At 64.8% G+C, this 18805-nt stretch carries 19 protein-coding genes; 8 read left to right on the forward strand and 11 right to left on the reverse strand.

The window, feature by feature from the left end; genetic code table 11:
• From DQP56_RS07080 to DQP56_RS07100, 5 genes are all read right to left on the reverse strand, one after another.
• A partial coding sequence (locus DQP56_RS07080) for an MCE family protein (protein WP_112684295.1) occupies window positions 1–1154 on the reverse strand: 1154 nt, incomplete at its 3' end.
• Complete coding sequence (locus tag DQP56_RS07085) at window positions 1151–2179, reverse strand: virulence factor Mce family protein (protein ID WP_112684254.1); 1029 nt, start codon at window positions 2177–2179, stop codon at window positions 1151–1153. The genes DQP56_RS07085 and DQP56_RS07080, both read right to left, overlap by 4 nt.
• A 31-nt stretch (window positions 2180–2210) precedes the next feature.
• On the reverse strand, window positions 2211–3590 hold the full coding sequence (locus DQP56_RS07090; protein WP_112684255.1) for an MCE family protein: 1380 nt from the start codon (window positions 3588–3590) through the stop codon (window positions 2211–2213).
• 4 nt (window positions 3591–3594) lie between these two features.
• A complete protein-coding gene (locus DQP56_RS07095; RefSeq protein WP_165824928.1) occupies window positions 3595–4449 on the reverse strand; it encodes an ABC transporter permease in 855 nt (284 codons plus the stop codon).
• Between the two features lie 9 nt (window positions 4450–4458).
• A complete protein-coding gene (locus DQP56_RS07100) occupies window positions 4459–5232 on the reverse strand; it encodes an MlaE family ABC transporter permease (protein ID WP_112684296.1) in 774 nt (257 codons plus the stop codon).
• Between the two features lie 493 nt (window positions 5233–5725).
• Between DQP56_RS07100 and DQP56_RS07105 the strand changes: the two genes are divergently transcribed.
• Entirely contained in the window at window positions 5726–6259 is a 534-nt protein-coding gene (locus DQP56_RS07105; RefSeq protein WP_286167720.1) for a TetR/AcrR family transcriptional regulator, read from the forward strand.
• A gap of 194 nt (window positions 6260–6453) precedes the next feature.
• Here the strand turns inward: DQP56_RS07105 and DQP56_RS07110 are convergent, their stop codons facing one another.
• Genes DQP56_RS07110 through DQP56_RS07120 form a run of 3 tightly spaced genes read right to left on the reverse strand, consistent with a single transcriptional unit; the run spans window position 6454 to window position 8540 of the window.
• Complete coding sequence (locus DQP56_RS07110) at window positions 6454–6900, reverse strand: limonene-1,2-epoxide hydrolase family protein (protein ID WP_112684258.1); 447 nt, start codon at window positions 6898–6900, stop codon at window positions 6454–6456.
• A gap of 6 nt (window positions 6901–6906) precedes the next feature.
• A complete protein-coding gene (locus DQP56_RS07115) occupies window positions 6907–7728 on the reverse strand; it encodes a hypothetical protein (protein WP_112684259.1) in 822 nt (273 codons plus the stop codon).
• Complete coding sequence (locus tag DQP56_RS07120; RefSeq protein ID WP_112684260.1) at window positions 7725–8540, reverse strand: hypothetical protein; 816 nt, start codon at window positions 8538–8540, stop codon at window positions 7725–7727. The genes DQP56_RS07115 and DQP56_RS07120 overlap by 4 nt, the downstream gene beginning before the upstream one ends.
• A gap of 263 nt (window positions 8541–8803) precedes the next feature.
• Here DQP56_RS07120 and DQP56_RS07125 point away from each other — a divergent pair, with 263 nt between their 5' ends.
• Window positions 8804–9859 (forward strand): LLM class F420-dependent oxidoreductase, encoded by a 1056-nt coding sequence (locus tag DQP56_RS07125; protein WP_112684261.1) that lies wholly within the window; start codon window positions 8804–8806, stop codon window positions 9857–9859.
• Here the strand turns inward: DQP56_RS07125 and DQP56_RS07130 are convergent.
• The gene (locus DQP56_RS07130; protein WP_112684262.1) at window positions 9834–11093 is read right to left on the reverse strand and encodes an acyl-CoA dehydrogenase family protein; all 1260 of its coding nucleotides are present in this window, start codon (window positions 11091–11093) and stop codon (window positions 9834–9836) included. The two genes, DQP56_RS07125 and DQP56_RS07130, sit on opposite strands and share 26 nt — an antisense overlap.
• 278 nt (window positions 11094–11371) lie before the next feature.
• Between DQP56_RS07130 and DQP56_RS07135 the strand changes: the two genes are divergently transcribed.
• Genes DQP56_RS07135 through DQP56_RS07160 form a run of 6 tightly spaced genes read left to right on the forward strand, consistent with a single transcriptional unit; the run spans window position 11372 to window position 16559 of the window.
• A complete protein-coding gene (locus tag DQP56_RS07135) occupies window positions 11372–11833 on the forward strand; it encodes a ketosteroid isomerase-related protein (protein WP_112684263.1) in 462 nt (153 codons plus the stop codon).
• 20 nt (window positions 11834–11853) lie between these two features.
• Entirely contained in the window at window positions 11854–12369 is a 516-nt protein-coding gene (locus DQP56_RS07140; RefSeq protein WP_112684264.1) for a ketosteroid isomerase-related protein, read from the forward strand.
• A 32-nt stretch (window positions 12370–12401) separates the two neighbouring features.
• Window positions 12402–13973, forward strand: coding sequence for an AMP-binding protein (locus DQP56_RS07145; protein WP_112684297.1), 1572 nt, complete (start codon window positions 12402–12404; stop codon window positions 13971–13973).
• Between the two features lie 17 nt (window positions 13974–13990).
• Window positions 13991–15493 carry an aldehyde dehydrogenase family protein gene (locus DQP56_RS07150; RefSeq protein WP_112684265.1) on the forward strand — a complete coding sequence of 501 codons (1503 nt, stop codon included), beginning with the start codon at window positions 13991–13993 and terminating at the stop codon, window positions 15491–15493.
• 2 nt (window positions 15494–15495) lie between these two features.
• The gene (locus DQP56_RS07155; RefSeq protein ID WP_133258896.1) at window positions 15496–16041 is read left to right on the forward strand and encodes a hypothetical protein; all 546 of its coding nucleotides are present in this window, start codon (window positions 15496–15498) and stop codon (window positions 16039–16041) included.
• Window positions 16038–16559: a flavin reductase family protein gene (locus DQP56_RS07160; protein ID WP_112684267.1), complete on the forward strand. Its 522-nt coding sequence runs from the start codon at window positions 16038–16040 to the stop codon at window positions 16557–16559. Before DQP56_RS07155 ends, DQP56_RS07160 begins: the two co-directional genes overlap by 4 nt.
• Before the next feature lie 4 nt (window positions 16560–16563).
• Here DQP56_RS07160 and DQP56_RS07165 read toward each other — a convergent pair whose 3' ends face one another.
• Both DQP56_RS07165 and DQP56_RS25180 read right to left on the reverse strand, forming a co-directional pair.
• Complete coding sequence (locus DQP56_RS07165) at window positions 16564–17742, reverse strand: LuxR C-terminal-related transcriptional regulator (RefSeq protein WP_112684268.1); 1179 nt, start codon at window positions 17740–17742, stop codon at window positions 16564–16566.
• Entirely contained in the window at window positions 17739–18728 is a 990-nt protein-coding gene (locus DQP56_RS25180; RefSeq protein WP_234825540.1) for a LuxR C-terminal-related transcriptional regulator, read from the reverse strand. Before DQP56_RS25180 ends, DQP56_RS07165 begins: the two co-directional genes overlap by 4 nt.
• Between the last annotated feature and the right edge of the window lie 77 nt (window positions 18729–18805).

Genomic DNA, 18805 nt, shown 5'->3' on the forward strand with positions numbered 1-18805 from the left:
TGGGCGGGCAGGTTGGGGTCCTGGTTGCCGGTGATCGCATCGGGCAGGGTCAGCCGGGGCTCGCCGCCCTGGCCGGTCCGCGGGTAGGGCACCGGCAACGGCGGGGTCGCGGGCTGCCCGGTAGGCGGATCGCTGCGCTGCGAGGGCAGCAATACGTTCGGGTCCAGCCCGAGGTCGGAGAATGCGGCGTCGACGAACGGCTGAACGAACTGGCCCGGCAGCAGGTTCACCACATATGCCATGAAAAACGGCCCGTTGGCGACGCATTCACCCAGCGACATGGCGAAGCTGTTGAGCAGTTTGATCGCCTTCTGCACCCGCTCCTTGCGGTTGTCGACGATCCCGAGGACCACGTTGAGTTTGTCCAGCGCGGGCTTGAGCTGCTGTTGGTTCTCGGCGATGAAGCCTTTCAGTTGCTGCGCCGCGGCCGACATGTTGCCCCAGATGTGGTCGAGGGCGGCGTTCTGTGTCCGCAGCTGCTCCAGCAGTGCGTTGGAGTCCTTGACCAGGCTGACCACCTGGTCGGTGCGCTTGGCGAGCACCCCGGTGGCTTTGGCCGCGTTGTCGAGCAGGTTGCGCAGCTGCGCGTCGCGGGTGTCGAGGGTGCGGGCGAACCGCGCCACGCCCTGCATGGCGTTCTTGAGATCCTCCGGGGTGTCGGCGAAGGTCTCCGCGAGGGTGGCCAGCGAAATCGAGAGCTGGTCGGTGTTCAGCCCGCTGATCGTGGTGGTCAGATCCCCCAGAGCGTCCGGGAGCTGATAGGGCGAGACCGTCCGGTCCAGCGGTATGGCGCTCTCGAGCCGGCCGGCGCCCCGGGGCCTGATGTCGAGGATCTTGGTGCCCAGGAAGCTCTTGGTCTTGATCGCCGCCTCGGTGCGCTCCCCCAGCTGGATGTTCTTGGCGACGTTGAACGTGACCCGCACGCCCGGCCCTTCGAGCTCGATGGCCGACACCTTGCCCACCCCGTAGCCGGACACCTCTACACCGGCACCGCTGAACAACCCACCGGCGTCGGCGAAATATGCTGAGTAGGTTTTGTTTTGGTTGAAGATCGGCAGCCTCTGGTAGTTCAGCGCCGTCAGCACCAGCGCCGCCACGGCGGCGATCCCGATCATGCCGATGAGGACGGGGTTGCGTTTGGAGAACGATTTCATTTCGGCGCGCACCGCCCGGTGTCCTGGCCGACGACTTTGACGTACACCGGCTGGCCCCCTTTTCCGTTCACCTTGAGTACGACGTTGCAGATGTAGAACGAGAACCAGCCGCCGTCGGTCGCCTGGCGGTTGAGCACCTGGTACTTGTCCGGCAGCGTGTTGATCAGGTTGTCGAGGTACTCGTGGTCGTCCGCGGCGATGGTCGCGGTCCGGTCGGTCTCGTTGACGACCTTGCGGAACGGCTCGCGAGCCTGAGCCAGCAGGTCGGCGACCGAGCCCGCCGCGGCGTTGGTGTAGGCGACCGCGTTGGAGATGTCGGTCTTGCGTTCGGCCAGGCCGCGGACCAACTGGGACAGCGACGTCACCGCCTTGTCGAACTGATCGGTCTGGTTGCCCAGCGAACCCAGCACCACATTGAGGTTGTCGATCACCTGTCCGATCAGCTGATCCCGGTCGGCCAACGTGTTGGTCACCGCCGCCGCCTGGTCCAGGAACATCCCGATCGTGGGCCCCTGGCCCTGAAAGGCCTTGATGAACACCTCGCTGAGCTCGTTGACCTGCTCGGGGTTCAACGCGCGGAACAGCGGACGGAAACCGCCCAGCAGCGCGTCCAGATCGAGGGCGGGTTTGGTGCGCGCCAACGGAATCGTCTGGCCGGCGTGCAGCGGCTTGACTCCCCCGGTCCCTTCCTCCAGTGCCACGTAGCGCCCGCCGAACAGGTCGTCGTAGCGGATCGCGACCTGGGTTCCCTCGGTGAGGATCACCGAGTTGTCGGCGGAGAAGGCGACCCGGACGGTCGCGTCGGGATTGACCGAAATCTCTTTGACCTTGCCGACCTCCACACCGGCGATCCGAACGAGGTCGTCCTTCTTCAGCCCGGTGACGTTGCTGAACTCGGCGTTGTAGGTCGTGCCGGCACCGAACCGGAACTCCCCGAAGATGGTCAGCAGCACGAACGAGCCGAACAGGCAGACGGTCAGGAAGACAGCCAGGCGCCACATCACGCCTTTGATGTTTTCCTGCACGGCTGTTCTCCTGTCTCGAGGTCGTCGGCGATCACGGTGGCGGTGGTGGACCCGGTTCGGCGGGCGGGGGCGGTGGGCCGGGCTCGGCCGGCGGCACGCCCGGCCACAGTGGGACACCACCCGGCCCGTACAGCGGCGCGCCGTAGGGCGGGGCCCCCGGGTAGGGGATCGGTCCGGGTGCCGGCCCGCCGAAGTAGCGAATGCTCGGCGGCTCCGGCACCGCACGGGTCACCGGGAAGTAGTCGGCCCAGCCCGGGAAACCGATGCCCCAGTTGGGTCGGAGGTCCAGGCCGGTACCCCAACCGACATTCATGATTTGCTTGCGGACCGGCCAGTTCTGGGTCGGGTCGGGCAGCGATCCGCACCCCGGCTTGCCGCCGGGGCCGCCCTTGGCGGCGACGATGGGCAAGTTGTCCGGATACTTGTAGGGTTCGTTGCCCCCCAGCAGCCCGATGTCGAACTCGAACCCCTGGCCGCTGGTGCCGCCGCCGAACCCTCGACGCCCACCGTTGTCGAGGAACCACTGGGCGCCCTGCATCATGCAGGTGTATGCCGGGCTGTACTTGTGCAACAGCTCGGTGGTCGGTTCCAGGGTGTTGACCGCGGAGACCAGATTGTCCTTGCTGGCGCCGAGCAGGTCGGTGCCGGCTCTGGAGAACCCGATCGTGTGGAGCAGCAGGCTGTCCAGCGAGTTTGAGTGGTCCACAATCGTGGTGCTGGTGGTGCTGGCGGCGTTGAGGATCGTCACGATGTCCTCGGCGGCCGCGGCGTAAGTGTCGCTGAGCTTGCCGAAGGCCCGCCAGTCCTGCCGGAAGGTCTCGTTGCGCGAGTTCAGCGCCTGCAACACCTCGTTGAGGTCGGTGGTGGCCTGACCCATCCGCTCACCTTGTCCGCGCACGCCATCGGCCACCGCGGTCAGTACGGCGTTCAGCTTCAGCGGGTCGATCATCTTGAGCAGGTCGACCACGTTCTCGAAGACGGTGTTGACCTCGGTGCTGGCATTCTTCGAATGCAGCACCGCGCCGGCGGCCAGCCGGGCGGGGCTCGGCTTGTCGGGATAGACCAGCTCAACGAATTTGGCGCCGAACGCCGTGGTGGCCTTGACCCGCGCCTCGATGTTGGCCGGGATGTAGCGAATCTGGTCGGGGTCGATCTCCAACGTCAGGCTGGCAGATTCCTTGCCGCCACTGATCGCAGCGACCCGGCCCACCTGGACCCCGCGCAGCGCGACCTTGGAGCCGGGCTCCATCACCAACCCCGCCCGATCCGATTTCAGGGTCACCGGGACAACGGACTGGAAAGTGTTGTTGAACGTTGCCGCCGTGACGAACAGGAACACACCGATGGCCGCGAGCAGGATCAGCGTCCACCATGCGGTGTGGATGCGATGCTCTCCGGGACGGGTTTCCATGTCGCTAGCTCGCCAGGTGGAAGTTGCCGGACTGGCCGTACACAGCGAGCGTGATCATCACGATCACCATGGCCGCGATCACCATCGAGGTGCGCACAGCTCGACCCACTGCCTCTCCGACGCCGGCCGGTCCGCCGCCGGCGGTGTAGCCGTAGTAGGTGTGCACCAGCATGATCACGACGGTGATCGCAACCGACTGGAAGAAGGACCAGATCATGTCGCGGGAGCTGAGGAAGGTGTTGAAGTAATGGTCGTAGACACCGGATCCCTGCCCGTAGATGGCTACGGTGCCGGCACGGGATGCCAAGAACGCCATCATGATCGCCACGCAGTACAGCGGGATCACCACCACCACGCCGGCCACCACCCGGGTAGAGGCCAGGTAGCTGACGCTGCGGATGCCGATCACCTCCAGCGCGTCGATCTCCTCGTTGATCCGCATCGCCCCGATCTGGGCGGTGGCTCCGGCACCGATGGTGGCCGACAGTGCGACCGAGGCCGTTCCGGGAACGATGAGCCGGACATTGAAGTATGCCGACGCGAAGCCCGTCAAAGCCTCAAGCCCGATAGAGGCGAACTGGTTGTATCCCTGCACTGCCACCAGCGCTCCGGTAGTCATCGTCAGGAAACCAACGATCACGATGGTCCCGCCGATCATCGCCAACGCCGCTGTGCCCATACCCATTTGGGCGATCAGGCGCAATAGTTCGCTCGGGTAACTCCGGACGGCGTCGGGAATCGCCTGCAACGTGGTGGCATAGAACCGGGTCTGCGATCCGACCCTGTTCCACTCGTGCACCAGGTTGTCGATTCTGCGCCGCACTTGCGGATGGAGACTGCTGGGGATGGAAAGCGTCATGGGTTCGCCTCACTGCACCGTGAACTGAATGCCGACGGCGGTCACGATGATGTTGATCAGGAACAACACCATGAAGGTGAACACCACGGTCTCGTTGACCGCGTTGCCGACACCGGCTGGGCCGCCACCGACGGAAATGCCCTTGTAGCAGGCGATCAAGCCCGCTGCCATTCCGAACAGTGTCGCCTTGACCATCGAGACGATGACATCGCCAGCTCCGGTCAACGTCGTCAGTCCGGTCACGAACGCTCCCGGCGAGATGTGCTGGATGTAGACACTGAACAGGTACGAGCCGGTCAGTCCCATCATGGTGACTGCCCCGCCCAGCGCCAGGGACACGGTGGTCGCGGCCAGCACCCGCGGAACAACAAGCGATTGAATCGGATTGACGCCCATGACACGAAGCGCGTCGAGTTCCTCGCGGATGGTCCGCGCCCCCAGGTCGGCGCACATCGCCGTGGACCCGGCCCCAGAGACCACCAAAACCGTTACTACCGGGCCGATCTGGTTCACCGTCGCGATCGCCGAACCGGTTCCGGAGAAGTCCCCGGCGCCGATATCGGTCAGCAGGATGTTGAAGATGAACGTCAGCAACACCGCGTACGGGATGGTCATCATTACCGCCGGCAGCACCGAAACCCTTGCCACGAACCAGGTCTGCAGCAGGTATTCGCGCCAGGCGAAGGGCGGCCGCACCATCAATACGAAGGTGTCAAGTGTCATCGCGAAGAAGTCACCCACCGCACGCAGCGGTTTGGCCAGCGGATCCAGCGTCGGCAACATCGTCGACAACGCGCCGCCGGTGTCGTCGGGGCATGGCCCCGCCACTTCGATCGCCGCGGTGGTGTGGATTGCGGCGTCCGTGGGTATCGGGCCGGTGGGGGCATCCTCACCCGCGGCTACCGTCAGAGAGTCACGCTCGGTCAATGACACATTACGAGACGCTATCGGCGCGCGCAGACCGTAACCACATACCAAAGGAGGAGGTTCGGCTACCGTTGGAGATAACTTCTTCGATGGTCTCCGGATCCGCGCGTAGGCGGTCGGCTGCTTGACCTCAGATTACGGCACGCGCCGCTGCCGTGGCGACATCGTTCGGCGTAACCTTCGTCACCAGAGTGCATCGTGATTCACAGACTGACTCGTTAACACGCAGGTGGTGTTCGGTGCATAATAAGCGTCGAACCACTTAGGAGGTGTAACCATCGTCGCTGCACCGCGGGGCACCCACGAGCCCCACGCCCGCATCCGCGATCCGGAGCGCAAGAGTCGGATACTGGCCGCGGCAGCAGATCTGGTTGCCCGCAAGGGCTTTCACACCGTGTCGATCGCCGAGATCGGTGCCGCCGCGGGGATCACCGGCTCAGGGGTATACCGACACTTCGACAGCAAATCGGCGGTGCTCGTCGCGCTGTTCGATCAGGTGATCGATGATTTGCTCCGCGAGGAGCAGGAGATCCTGGACACCACCAGCGATCTAGGCCAGGCGCTGGACCGGCTCATCGCCGGTCAGGTCGAATTCGTCGTGGGCGATCGCGAACTGGCCCAGGTCTACCATCACGAGATCAACAACCTGCCCGAGGAAGACCGCCGGCGGCTGCGCCGCAAGCAGCGACTGTACCTGGAGGAATGGGTTCACCTGGCCAGCGAGCTGCACGGCGACCTGTCCGACAGTGACGCACGCGTCGTGGTGCACGCCGCGATCGGGGCGATTCAGTCAACGCTGTTTCATGACAGCGGCCTGGCTCCGGAGCGGCTGCGGGTGTTGCTCACCGCGGCCGCCCGCACGGTCCTCGGCGTTACCGGCTGACGGTGCGACCCGAAGCACCGCGTCGCACACATGGCGGGAAGTTGCGTTGCACAACGGCTTGCGACGCCGAAACGTACGGACCAGCAGCGGTTCCCGTGACCGCGAAGTCGACCCGCACGTTCGCCAGGTTGAGGCGAGGCCCCCGCTTCGGCCGAACAGTTTGTACTGTCGACCTGCATCACCCAATGCCTAATTCAGCAATGCCTGGGCAAAGCCAGAAATTCACGCATATCCCAGTAGTCACGCCAGTAGGCGACTCGGTTGTCGTCATCGAGTCGCATCACGCCGGCCACCGGCAGAGAGATGAATCGGTCGCCGTGCGAATTGACTAGATGATCGATGCGTTCGCTATACGCGAAGGGGCCGCAGCGGCCTAGGTTAAGCACTTCGACCTCAATGGTTGCCAAGCCGTGGCTAGCACGGAACCCCTCGAGCAACGCGATGGCTTCCTCTGCGCCATGCGCGGTGGCGATTGGTTCGGGTCCGGCGATCCACACTCCGGAATCGCCCAGCAATGCGCGAAAGGACTCGCACGTCTCCTCGAAGCTGATCGACCAGCGCTGGAACAATGCCAAAATATGCGGATCATCAGAGTTTTGCGCGGGCTTTGCGTGGTTCATCGTGACGTCCTCCTTAACCATGGCTCGTTAATGGGTGCTGCTCAGAGTGGCATCGACAGCTTCTCGACGACGCTGTGCGGCAAGCAGAGACTGAGACGACCACCAAAGTCCTGTCGCTGCTAGTCCGACGCTGGCGAATGCACTCAGGAACAGCAACATTGTGTCGGGGTTCGGTGACGAGTTTTGCAATATCAGTGTGGGGAACCCTGCGCCGAGCGTCTCGAATGCAAAGTTGCACGGGAAGATCGCAAACAACGCGAGGCAATGGGCCTGCTTAGTGGCGTAGACGCTGAGCAGGGCCGCCAATACTGCAAAGCCAGTGATCTGGACACCTTCCATGAAACCGATGAACAGCGGGTAATTGAACAGTCGCCACGGCGATTCGCCGTAGTAAACGTATAAACCGAGGTTGATAGCGGTTGTTTCGAACATCGTCGTAGTCAATGCCGTCAGCCCGGCAAACTTGAACACCTGCACCAGCGTGACCGCTTTCGCCAACGACCTGTACATCAACAGGGCGGGCATTCCGAACACCATCACATAGGCAGGCATCACCCAAACGGGTTGCGGCAGGCCGAAACTGGTGAACAGCGTCCACTGCTGGCCGGCGTCGAGCCAGAGCAAATGGTAGGTGATGTCATACATCGGTTCGATCAGGCTGCCGACCGCGACCGCGAGGACCAGCACGACGGGGAAGATCGTCCGCTCTCGGCGTGCCATTGAAACCGCATATATGGACAACAGGGCGGTGCCACCCCACAAGACAAACGTCGCAACCGCCTGCATCGTCGTGTTGAGAGGTAGGTCGTATGGGGGGCTCGGCGGCTGGGGCGGGACGAACTCGCTCATGATGCAACCGCCGGAATGCGCTGCTCGGCGGGTTCGCTTGCCTCAGCGGCCAACGTCTTTGGCACGAAGCTGCATGCACCACGAATGAGGACCAGAGCCAGGCAGATGCTCAGCACCGTTGCCACGGCCACCACGCCAGGTTGCGGGTTAGGCAGATGAAGGCTGATGATCATCGGCCAGCCAGCTCCGAAGTTGGTTCCGTAGAACGTAACCGGGAATAGCGCCAACAGGCCGACGAGCTGATATGCGTTGCTGACCCGTTTGCGCAGGATGGTTGCGGCCACCGCGAATAAGATGATTTGCGCCGTCTCGAGGATTGCAATAGCGAACGGGTAGTTGAGGATTCGCAAAACGTGCGGCCCGTAGTAGCTGTAGGCGTTGCCATTGATGCCGTACATCTCGAATATGCAGGACATCACGAACCCTGCGCCGGCTAGCTTGTATAGCGCCTGGCGCGTCATGATGCCATGGTATAGCCGGTGGGCGATCACTATGGCAGCACTGGCGTACAAGACGGCGTAGCCACTGTGGGTCCAGATCGGCTGTGGAGTCCCGAAGGACTCAAAATGAGTGACCATGCCTTCGGTGGAGTAAAAATATAAGGCGGTAGCCACGTCATAGAGCGGTTCGGCAAACGCCCCAAGCATCGCCGCGACAATCATCAAGGGATAGAAGGGCGTTCGCTCCCGAATGCCCATTCGGACTGCGATCACGAAGAATATCGCAGTCAGTCCCCAACTCGCGCAGATGAGCACAGCTTGCGTCGTGTGGTTCAGTTCGTGGTTCACAATCTCGGGCGGAATGTACTGCATCTAGCTGACCCCTTGTCGTTTCCAGCGGACTGTTTTTCCGCGGTCCGGTTCGATAGGTATCGATCATCGCGTCGTTATGACTTGCAGCACATCTCTCCAGCCGAGGAACCACCTCCCCATTTCGGGTCATCAGCCGCTGGGGCCGGCGGACGGCCGCGCCCTGCGGTCGAGGCACTCGGACACGTTTCCGCCGAGGGGATTTTCCTCCCCCGGTCGAGGGTGATATTTACGATCACGGGCTCCGGCTGTGCGAATCTGAACCGATGTACGTTGACAGCAATATCGGCGGCGGGATCGACGGGACCAGCGGAGCCGATCTGGCTGTCCTGAGCGACCAGATCAGGACCGCGGAACAGATCGGTTTCGACGGCGTGTGGTCCACCGAGGTCAGCCGCGACCCGTTCCTGCCGCTGGTAATCGCGGCCGACCGATCCGCCACGCTGCAACTCGGAACCGCCGTCGCGGTGGCGTTCGCCCGCAACCCGATGAGCATGGCGGTAGCCGCCAATGACCTGCACGCGATCAGCCACGGCAGATTCGTGCTGGGGCTGGGGACGCAGATTCGGGCGCATGTCACCCGGCGCTTCAGCATGCCCTGGTCGGCGCCGGCCGAACGGATGCGGGAATACATCGAAGCGATGCGGGCGATATGGCGTGCCTGGGAGTCCGGGGAGAAACTCGACTTCCGCGGCGAGCACTACCAGCACACGTTGATGACCCCGATGTTCACCCCGGAGCCGCATCCTTACGGGCCGCCCCGGGTGGTGGTCGCCGCGGTGGGACCGAAGATGACCGTGGTGGCGTCCGAAGCCGCGGACGGTCTGCTGGTGCACGGCTTCACCACCGCCCGCTACCTGCGCGAGGTGACCATGCCGGTGATCGACGCGGGCCTGGCCGCCACCGGACGCGTCCGCGGGGATTTCACGATCTCGTATCCGGGACTGGTCGCTACCGGCTCCGATGAGCGCTCGTTCACCGAGGCGCTGCGCCAGGTGCGCCGCCAGATCGCCTTCTACGGTGCGACCCCGGCCTACCGGGCAGTGCTCGACCTGCACGGGTGCGGCGACTTGCACACCGAGTTACACAGGCTGTCGAAGTCCGGCGATTGGGCAGCCATGACCGGGCTGATCGACGATGAGATCCTGGGGATGTTCGCCGTGGTAGGCGAACCGAAAACCGTTGCCGCCGAGGTCGTTCACCGCTTCGACGGGTTGGTGGACCGGTTCACCCTCTACACCCCTTTTCCCCTCGATGACACCGTACGGGCCGGCATCGTCGAGGGGATCAAGACGGCTAGTCCTGCGTTGCCGCGGCGTTGAGCAGGAACTCGCCGATGTAGGTTCGGGACTGGTCACCGTTGAGCGGCTGGAACATCGATGCCGCGGAATCCCGGTAGAGGCGCTCGAAGATGGTGCCCTTACGGAACGACGAGCCGCCCACCATGCTCATCGCATGCCGCGACATGTGCAGCACGTTGTCGGCGATGAAAGTCTTGGCCAAGCCGATGTAGGGGAAGCGCAGCTCCGCCGGCCACTTGGCGTCGTTGCTGTCGATCAGATCCTGACAGGTTTGGTAGAGCACCCGCCGGGACACCTCGACGCGGCTGGCGAAATCGCCGATCCCGTCGATGATGTGGCCGATCTTGGCCACCTCGACGTCGGCGGCGGCGATGGCGCCGAAGGTGGCGCCCAGATGCTTCTTGGAGAGCGCCTTGATCGACTCCTCGAGGATCCGCTGCTGCATGCCAAGGTAGATGCTGGCGAACATCAGTGAGGCCCATTCCAATACCCCGAACGCGCCGGTGCGCCACTGGCAGATGTATCCGTCCTCGGGGATGTAGTAGCCGTCGAAGTGGATCACCTGGGTGCCGGTGGCGTGCATGCCCAGTGCGTTCCAGGTCTTCTCGATCCGGATACCGTCGCCGATGCCGTTCTCATCGACCTTGAAGTCGCCGATGAAGAATTTCTCGGCGGCGAGCCGTTCGTCGAACGTCTCGGGCAGGTTGCCGTCCGCGTCGGTGACCGTCGCGTTGGTGGTGATGATGTCGGCGGCCTCGCACAGCGTGCCCCAGGTCTTCTTGCCGTACACCTTCCAGCCTCCGCCCGGTTGCGGCACGGCTTTCATGTCAGCCAGCCCGGAGAAGCCGGCACGCTGTTCGGAGAACGGGCCGAACATCAACTCACCGTCGACGACGCGTTTCAGCCAGTACTCGTTCTGCTCGGGCGACATCAGGTTCCCGGCGATGCCGACCATGATGTAGTGCATGTTGTAGGCCAGGGCGATGGCGGAGTCCCCCCGCGACATCTCGCTGACCACCTTGGAGACGTGCAAGATATTGCCGCCCGGGCCGCCGAACTCCTTCGGCACCTGCAGGGCGCCGAGCCCCGATTTTTTGAACACCTCGATCGAGGGGTACGCGAACGTGTTTTCCTGATCGTACTTGGGGCCGATCTCGCGGAAGAATTGCGAGATTTCCTGCGCCTTTGCGAAGTACGGCTCGAATTCCTCCTCGGTCATGTCCTCGACAAGAGTGGCGAACTCGGTGGTGGTCATGTGCGTAACACTCCTTAGTTTCTCTACGGCCCCGTCCGGCGGTCGATCCTCCGATTCTGGCCAGCACGGGCGATGGGCAAACCCCCCTCAGGAGGTATGTGCGTCCAACATTGGGGGAGACAAATTCGCAGGCCCGGCAGGGGCGGAGCTCGCCCCGGGGTGGGCGCATCCCCCCATGGGGCGGTCCGTTTCCTCCCGGGGGTAGTGGCTGGCCACGGTGTCGCTCCATACCGTCGGTGGTGACCTCAATAATTCGCGCAAACGCTTAGGAGAGAGAGATGTCGCCAAGTCGCCATCATTTCGCCGTCAAATGGCTGAAGGCCTTCCGGGAAAGCGCGGAGGCTGTCGTCGCGCTCTACGCCGACGACTTCTTGTTCGAGGATCCGATCCTCGGCCAAACCATCACCTCCAAGGACGAGCTGCTGCGCGTTTTCGCGCCCTATGCCAACGCCGATACCGCGAACGGCATCGGGATCAACAACTTCCGCATCGATGAGGTGGTCGGCGACGACAAGGCGGCGATCTATCGCTGGACCTGGAATGCGCCGACGGCAGCCGCCTTCGTCGGCATCCCAACGGGCGGAAGGGTTCCCGGTACGCGCGGCATCACCTTCCACATCTATGACGCCGACGGGCGCATCAAGCGCGAGGCGAGTTTCTGGGACGTGGTGACCGCGGTCCGCGACTTGGGCCAACCCACCGACCCGTCCTCGGTCAGCCGTCCGGCCGCACTGGTCTGAACCGAAAGGAATCACCCGAAATGACACTGGGCACCACACTGGCCGTCGACCACGCGCGGCGCTGGGCGGCCGCACTGACCACGGACACCGCCGCCGCCGTCGGCTTGTACGCCGACGACCTGGTCTACGACGATCACATGGACTCCGACCATGTGCTCGACACCGCGATCACCAAGGCCGAACTCGAGCCAAAATTGGCGCCGTTCGCGAACAAGAACGCCGACAACGGGATCGGTGTGCACACCTTCGTCGCCACTGAGGCGTTCCAGCTGGCCGGCGTCGGCGGCAACCCGGCCGTGGTGATCCTGTGGGACTGGGTCGGCGAGCAGCTGGACAATTTCCGCGGCGTGCCGGCCGGGCGTAAACGGTTGGCCACCAGGGGCATCACCTGGCACCAGCTGGATGCCGACGGCAAGATCGAACGCGAGACCACCTACTGGAATGACACGCCGGTGCTGCAGGAGCTCGGCGCCCCGATCGTCACTCCGCCGTATTGGGTCGAGGGCTTCGACCCGTCGTCTCTCGTCGGATCCTGACCACCGGCGCCATGCACAGCAAAGTCAGCGGAATGTGGGGCATCCTGCCGGATGTCTTCGACCGCGCCTGCACCTACTACCGGGACTCGGTCGCAATCATCGACGGTGAGCGCTCGCTGACCTACGGCGAGATGCGGGCGGTGCGCAACCAGATCGCCAACGGGTTGATCGGGCTCGGGTTACAAAAGGGCGACCGGGTGGGTCTGCTGATGCCCAACGTCTTGGAGTTCATCCCCTGCCAGCACGGAATCTGGGCGGCCGGGGCGGTGATGGTGCAGATGACGGCTCGCGCGTCGGCCGGTGCCTTCCACTCGAATCTGCACCAAACCGACGCCACCACGCTGATCTACCACGCCAAGTTCGACGAGGCGGTCGCCGCGATCCGGGACGAGCTGCCCAAACTTCAGACCTTGATCCGGGTCGGCGGCACGCCCGGTGCTGCGGCGACCGCGCTGGCTGCGCTGGACTTCGATGACGTCGTCGGCAACCAGGCCACCACCCGGCCCGAGGTGGACATCGACGAACACGATGAGGCTTACATCATGTTCACCTCGGGTAGCACCGGCGAGCCCAAGGGTGTGGTGAACACGCACTTCACCTGGGGCTACACCGGTATCTCGGCAGGGTTGGACATCGGCGATATCCGGGCCGGGGAGGTATTCGCGCACGGTGCACCGCTGACGCACTACTCCGGCGGATTCGTGTTGCCGACATTCGTGCGCGGCGGCACCAACGTGATGCTGCCCGGCATGGATGTCGAGACGTTGCTGGCCAACATCCAACGTCACCGGGTGACCGCGACGGCCGTCGTGCCGACGATCATCTACCTGTTGTTGGACGACCCTCGGCGCTCCGAGTTCGACGTGTCGACGCTGCACACGATGATCTACGCCGGATCGCCGATCGCGCCGGAACGTCTTCGTGAGGCGTTGGACGTGTTCGGGCCTATCTTCGTCCAGACCTACGCCGGCACCGAACAGGGATTCGTGTCCTGCTTGCGCAAGCACGAGCACCACGGCACCGACGAAATGTGGCTGCGTCGTCTGGCGTCGGCGGGACGGCCGTTGTTCGCGGTGCAAGCCTCCATCCGGGACGACCGCGGAGGTGAACTGCCGCCGGGCGAGGCCGGGGAGATCTGCACCCGCCAGCTCGGCCAGTTGAAGACCTATCTCGATGCGTCACGCAACCCGGAGCTGCTCCGCGAGGGCTGGCTGCACACCGGCGACATCGCCCACGTCGACCGGGACGGCTTTCTCTACATCGTCGACCGCAAGAAGGACATGGTGGTCAGCGGCGGGTTCAACGTGTTCCCCCGCCAAGTCGAAGACATCCTGTCGACGCATCCGTCGGTGTCCCAGAGCGCGGTCATCGGTGTGCCACACCCGAAATGGGGTGAGTCGGTACTGGCCGTCGTCGTCACCAAGCCCGGGATACCGGTGACCGAAACCGAGTTGATCGACCACGTGAAAACCGCCCTGGGCAGTGTGGCGGCGCCGAAGTCGATCGTGTTCGTCGACACCTTGCCGGTCAACTCGACCGGCAAGGTGGACAAGAAGTCCATCCGCGAACCGTACTGGCGCGGGCGGGAACGCCAGATCGGCTGACCAGCAAGGAGTCTCACGTGAGCACCAACCACTACCCGTTGTATCTCGACGGCAACTGGATCGACACCGACGAGCAGTACGAGATCCGCAGCCCCGCCACCGAAGAGCTGGTTGCAACGGTGGCCAAGGGAACCACGCAGCATGTCGATGCCGCGGTGGCCGCGGCAAAGGCCTCGTTCGAAGAAGGGACCTGGCGGCGGACATCACCGGCTGAACGCGCGGCGCTGATCAACACCGTCGCCGAACGTCTGGCAGCCCGCAGCGACGAGCTCGCCGCGCTGCAGAGCCGCGAGAACGGCGCCACCATCCGGATCACCGGAGCCTTTCACCTCGGCCTGCCCATCGGCCAGTTGCAGTACCTGGCGGCCATCACCGCCGACTACGAATGGGAGACGCGCGGGCCGGCGATCGAGCCGGTTCCCGCCGAGGGCCTCGTGGCCCGGGAACCCATCGGCGTGGTCGCTGCGATCGTCCCGTGGAACATCCCGCTGCTGACCACGGTGTGGAAGATCGGGCCTGCCCTGGCCGCCGGCAACTCCGTCGTGCTCAAACCCGACGAGCACGCTCCCCTGCTGCCGCTGGAATTGGCCCGCGAGTTCGACGCCGCCGGCCTACCGGCCGGTGTCCTCAACGTCGTCACCGGAGACGGTGAGCCGGTGGGCGCCCACCTGTCCGGGCATCCCGACGTCCGAAAGGTCGCCTTCACCGGATCCACTGCGGTCGGCAAGAGCATCCTGCGTCAGTCCGCGGACAGCATCCGGCGGGTGACGTTGGAGCTCGGCGGCAAGGGCGCCAACATCATTCTCGACGATGCCGACCTGGATGCGGCCGTCGACGGCTCGTTGTTCGCCTGCATGGCCAACAACGGCGAGGCCTGCGAAGCCGGGACCCGGCTGCTGATCCCGTCGAACCGGCGCGACGAGATCGTCGACCGGCTGCTCAAAAGGGCCGCCACCCTGCGCCTCGGGGATCCGCTGCAACCGACGACCCATGTCGGGCCGATTATCTCCGCGACCCAGCGCGACCGCGTCCTGGACTACATCGGCATCGCCGAGGCCGAAGGCGCCAAGGTGGCGCTGGGCGGGCGGATGCCATCCGGACCGGGATTCGACAAGGGGTACTGGATCGAACCCACGATTCTGCTCGATGTCACCAACGACATGCGGGTGGCCCGCGAGGAGGTGTTCGGGCCGGTGCTGGTGGTGCTGACCTACGACTCGGTTGACGAAGCGGTCAAGATCGCCAACGACACGAACTACGGTCTGTCCGCCGGTGTTTGGGGCGGCGAAGAACGCGCGCTCGACGTCGCGCGCCGGCTCGAAGCCGGGATGGTCTGGGTCAACAACTGGCACGTCATCCATCCGGCCTACCCCTTCGGCGGGTACAAAGAGAGCGGCCTGGGCCGCGAAGGCGGACCGAACGCGCTCGACGAGTACGTCGAAGAGAAGTTCATCTCCCTGGATCGCTCGGGCGGGATCGCCAACACCGCGTTCGCGATCGTGATCGACCCCGAGGAATGACCGTGACCGCTTTCGCCGACATCACGCTCGCGCACCCGTTGCGCCTGGTACTGCAGCTACCCGACGGCTCGCTGGTCGACCTGACCTCGCCGATGGACGCCGGCAGGGCGTGCGTGTCCACGTCGGTGGTGCGAATCGAGGCGCCGGATCTGCGTGTGTGTTCGCGCAAGACCGCGGCGTTGCATGCCGAAGCCGCCGAACGCGGCGACGAGACATCCGTGCTCGTCGACCTCGAAGTCGTGATCGACCGGGACATGTGCGCGGCACGGAAAACCCTGGCCGACTTGAAGCGACCGGTAGCTCCGAACACGCTGAGATATGTGGGCACGGCGACCGGATTGGCCGGGCTGATCGCCGACATCCACACCCTGCAACTCACCGACGGCGTCACGCTGATGCCGCTGTCGCAATTGGCGCTCGACCTGATCTTGGACGAGGCGCTGCCCCAGCTTCGGACGATGGGTCTCGACGCCGTCGGCAACCCGCTTGCGACTGTGCGCCAGTCGCAGCCATCCGCCCGAACAACTGGAAGTCAGGAGCCGGCATGACCACCTCCATCTCCCACGCAGCCGTTACACCCGACGAATACCGCGCCGTCTGCCGACGCCACCCCGCCGGGGTCGCCATCATCACGCTGAACTCCGGCACCGGACCGGTCGGTTTCACCGCCACCTCGTTCGCGTCGCTGTCGGCGGACCCGCCGCTGGTGTGCTTCAACATCACGCACACCTCGTCCAGCATCGCCGCACTGCGGGGGGCGGACTCGCTGGTGATCCATCTGCTCGGCGAGCACCAGCTGGAGCTGGCGCAACGGTTCTCCCGCAGCGCCGAACACCGTTTCGCCGACAAGACATCCTGGAGCCTGCTGGAAACCGGTGAACCGGTGCTTGCGGGCACACCGGCCTGGCTGCGCGCCACACTGCAGCAGCTGATTCCCGCCGGTGATTCCACCCTGGTCATCGGGTACGTCACCCACACCCATTGCGAGCGGGACGTCGACGGCGCACCCGCACCGCTGATCTATCACGACGGCGCCTACCTGCGCACCACCCGTGTCGAGCGCTGACCGGTCAGTTCGCCTTGTCGCGCTGCTGCAACGCCCAGGCGATCGCTTGCGCGCGATTCACCGCTCCGAACTTGCGGAGAATGTGCTTGACGTGCGACTTCACCGTGCCCTCGGTGATCACCAGCTGCTGCGCGATCGCCTGGTTGGTCGCCCCGGTGATCATCAGGTCGAAAACCTCGGCCTCGCGGTCGGTCAACTCCTGTGACGGCAGTGCGACTTCGGATCCCGCTCCGTCACCGTCGTGGCCGCGCCGCACGCTGTCCATTCCGGCCTCACACAGCTGGTCGATGCGGTCCACGGCGCCGAAGAAGAGCTCGCGCACGCTGTCTCGTTGAGCACGCAGCCGCTCCAGCAGCACCGTGCGTTCGTAGATGTGCCCGAACCCGTCGGCGAAAGCCCACAGCACTTCGCGGTCCGACTCGTCGGCCCGTCGATCCAGCGGGTAGTGGTCGGTGTGCAGGAATCCCACCACGTCGTCGCCGTGCTGCAGCGGAGCCACCACATAGGATCGGGAATTCCCGGATTGCACGATCAACGGGCGGTACACCGGCGCGCTCTCGGTGTCGTACACCAGCGACGGGCGCCTGCGGGACCGCACCTCCGATTCCGGACTGCTGTGCGTAATCGGCACGGTCTGGTTGATCCACGTGCTGAACCACGAACCCGACTCTGCAGCGCTGCGCTCGTGCAACATCAGCGGCTTCCAATAGGAGTTCTCCACCCGGGACAGCACCGCCCGGTGGAAGCCACAGCGCGACACCAACTCCTCGCAGGCGCTTTCCAGCAGCGCATCCGAGGTCGGGATACCACGCAGTCGGCTCAGCGCCGCGGCGCAGCCGGCCAGCCGTTGTCCCCGCATCGCGGTGTCGTGCAGATATATCTCCATCGCCAGCTGCTGCAGATCCAGGATCAGCGCGCACAGCCGGTGGGCGGTTTCGAGTTCGGTGCCCTGGGTCTGGCGGAGCCGGTCGATGCAACGGTGGGTCAACGCGGAGACGGTCTCCGCGGACTGCCACGGTGCATCGCGTTCGATGACCGGCAGCGCCGGTTCAGCGCCCACCTCGGCGAGCACACGATCGCGCAACGCGCCGAGACGGTCGGCCAATTTGACTTCGCTGCACCACCATTCGTCCTTCAATACCGGGACTACCCGGGTGCGGTCGGGTGCGATCGATACCGTCATCGTGGCGACCGTTCGTCGTTGTGGGTTTCGCGCAGATAGCAGGCGATCGCGGCGGCGCGGTTCCCGGCGCCGAGCTTGTGCAGGATGTGTTTCACATGGGACTTCACGGTGCTCTCCGCAACGGTCAACCGGTCCGCCAGCTGTGAATTCGTCGCGCCACTGGCCAACAGCGCCAGTACTTCACGTTCGCGAGCAGTCAAGCGAGCCAGCCTGCTGGACATTCTCGGCTCGCCGGCCGCCGGCCGGGTCATGGCGATCGCGGTGCGACTCTTCGCCGCGGCGGAGCGCACCGACGGCCTGGTGTCGGGTTCCTGCAGCGAGCGCACCGCGGCCTCGCAGACCTCGGCGACCTTGGCTCGTTGCCGCTCGATCCGCCCGGCGAGGCCGGCACGTTCGCAGATCAACCCGACGCCGTCGGCGAAGATCCGCAGCAGATCCCGGTCGATGGACGACAACGACCGGCCGAGGGTATCGGCGTGGATGAGGCCCATCACCAAGGACTCGGCCACCACGGGAGCCACGATGTACCCCGGTGTCCCGGTCCGCTCGATCAGCGGCCGGTACAACCGCGGCTCGGCTTGCGCATCGGCGACCAGGGCGGGCAGCCGCCGCCGCACCACCTCCGCCTCCAACAACGGCGAGGCGAGCGGAACCTCCAGGTCGTCGATCAGGTGGTCCAGCTCACGGGTCACCTCACCCGTCGGGCCGTACCGGTACAGCGCCTGCGGGCGCCAGGTGGAACCCTGGACCAGGGAGAACATCACCCGGTCGAAGAGCCCGGTTTCACACAACTCGCGCGGCGCGTGTTCGATCACTCGCGACAGCGACGGTTCGCTGCGCAGCCTTCTCAGCGCCTCCAACACCTTGTCCAGCGCCACACCGGGCTGGTCGCCGGAGAGCGCCGGCGTCGCCGCGCACGCATCGCGCAGATGGTCACACAATTCAGCGAAGCCGGCCGGCGTTTCGGGTAACGCCTGGCGCAGCACACGGGCTGCCGGCGTATCGGGTAACGCCCGACCTAACACAGGGGCTTGCGCCTGCGCACCGGTACTGATCGGTCCGT

This window comes from Mycolicibacter senuensis, assembly GCF_003284925.1.
In the GTDB taxonomy this organism is placed as follows: Bacteria; Actinomycetota; Actinomycetes; order Mycobacteriales; family Mycobacteriaceae; genus Mycobacterium; species Mycobacterium algericum_A.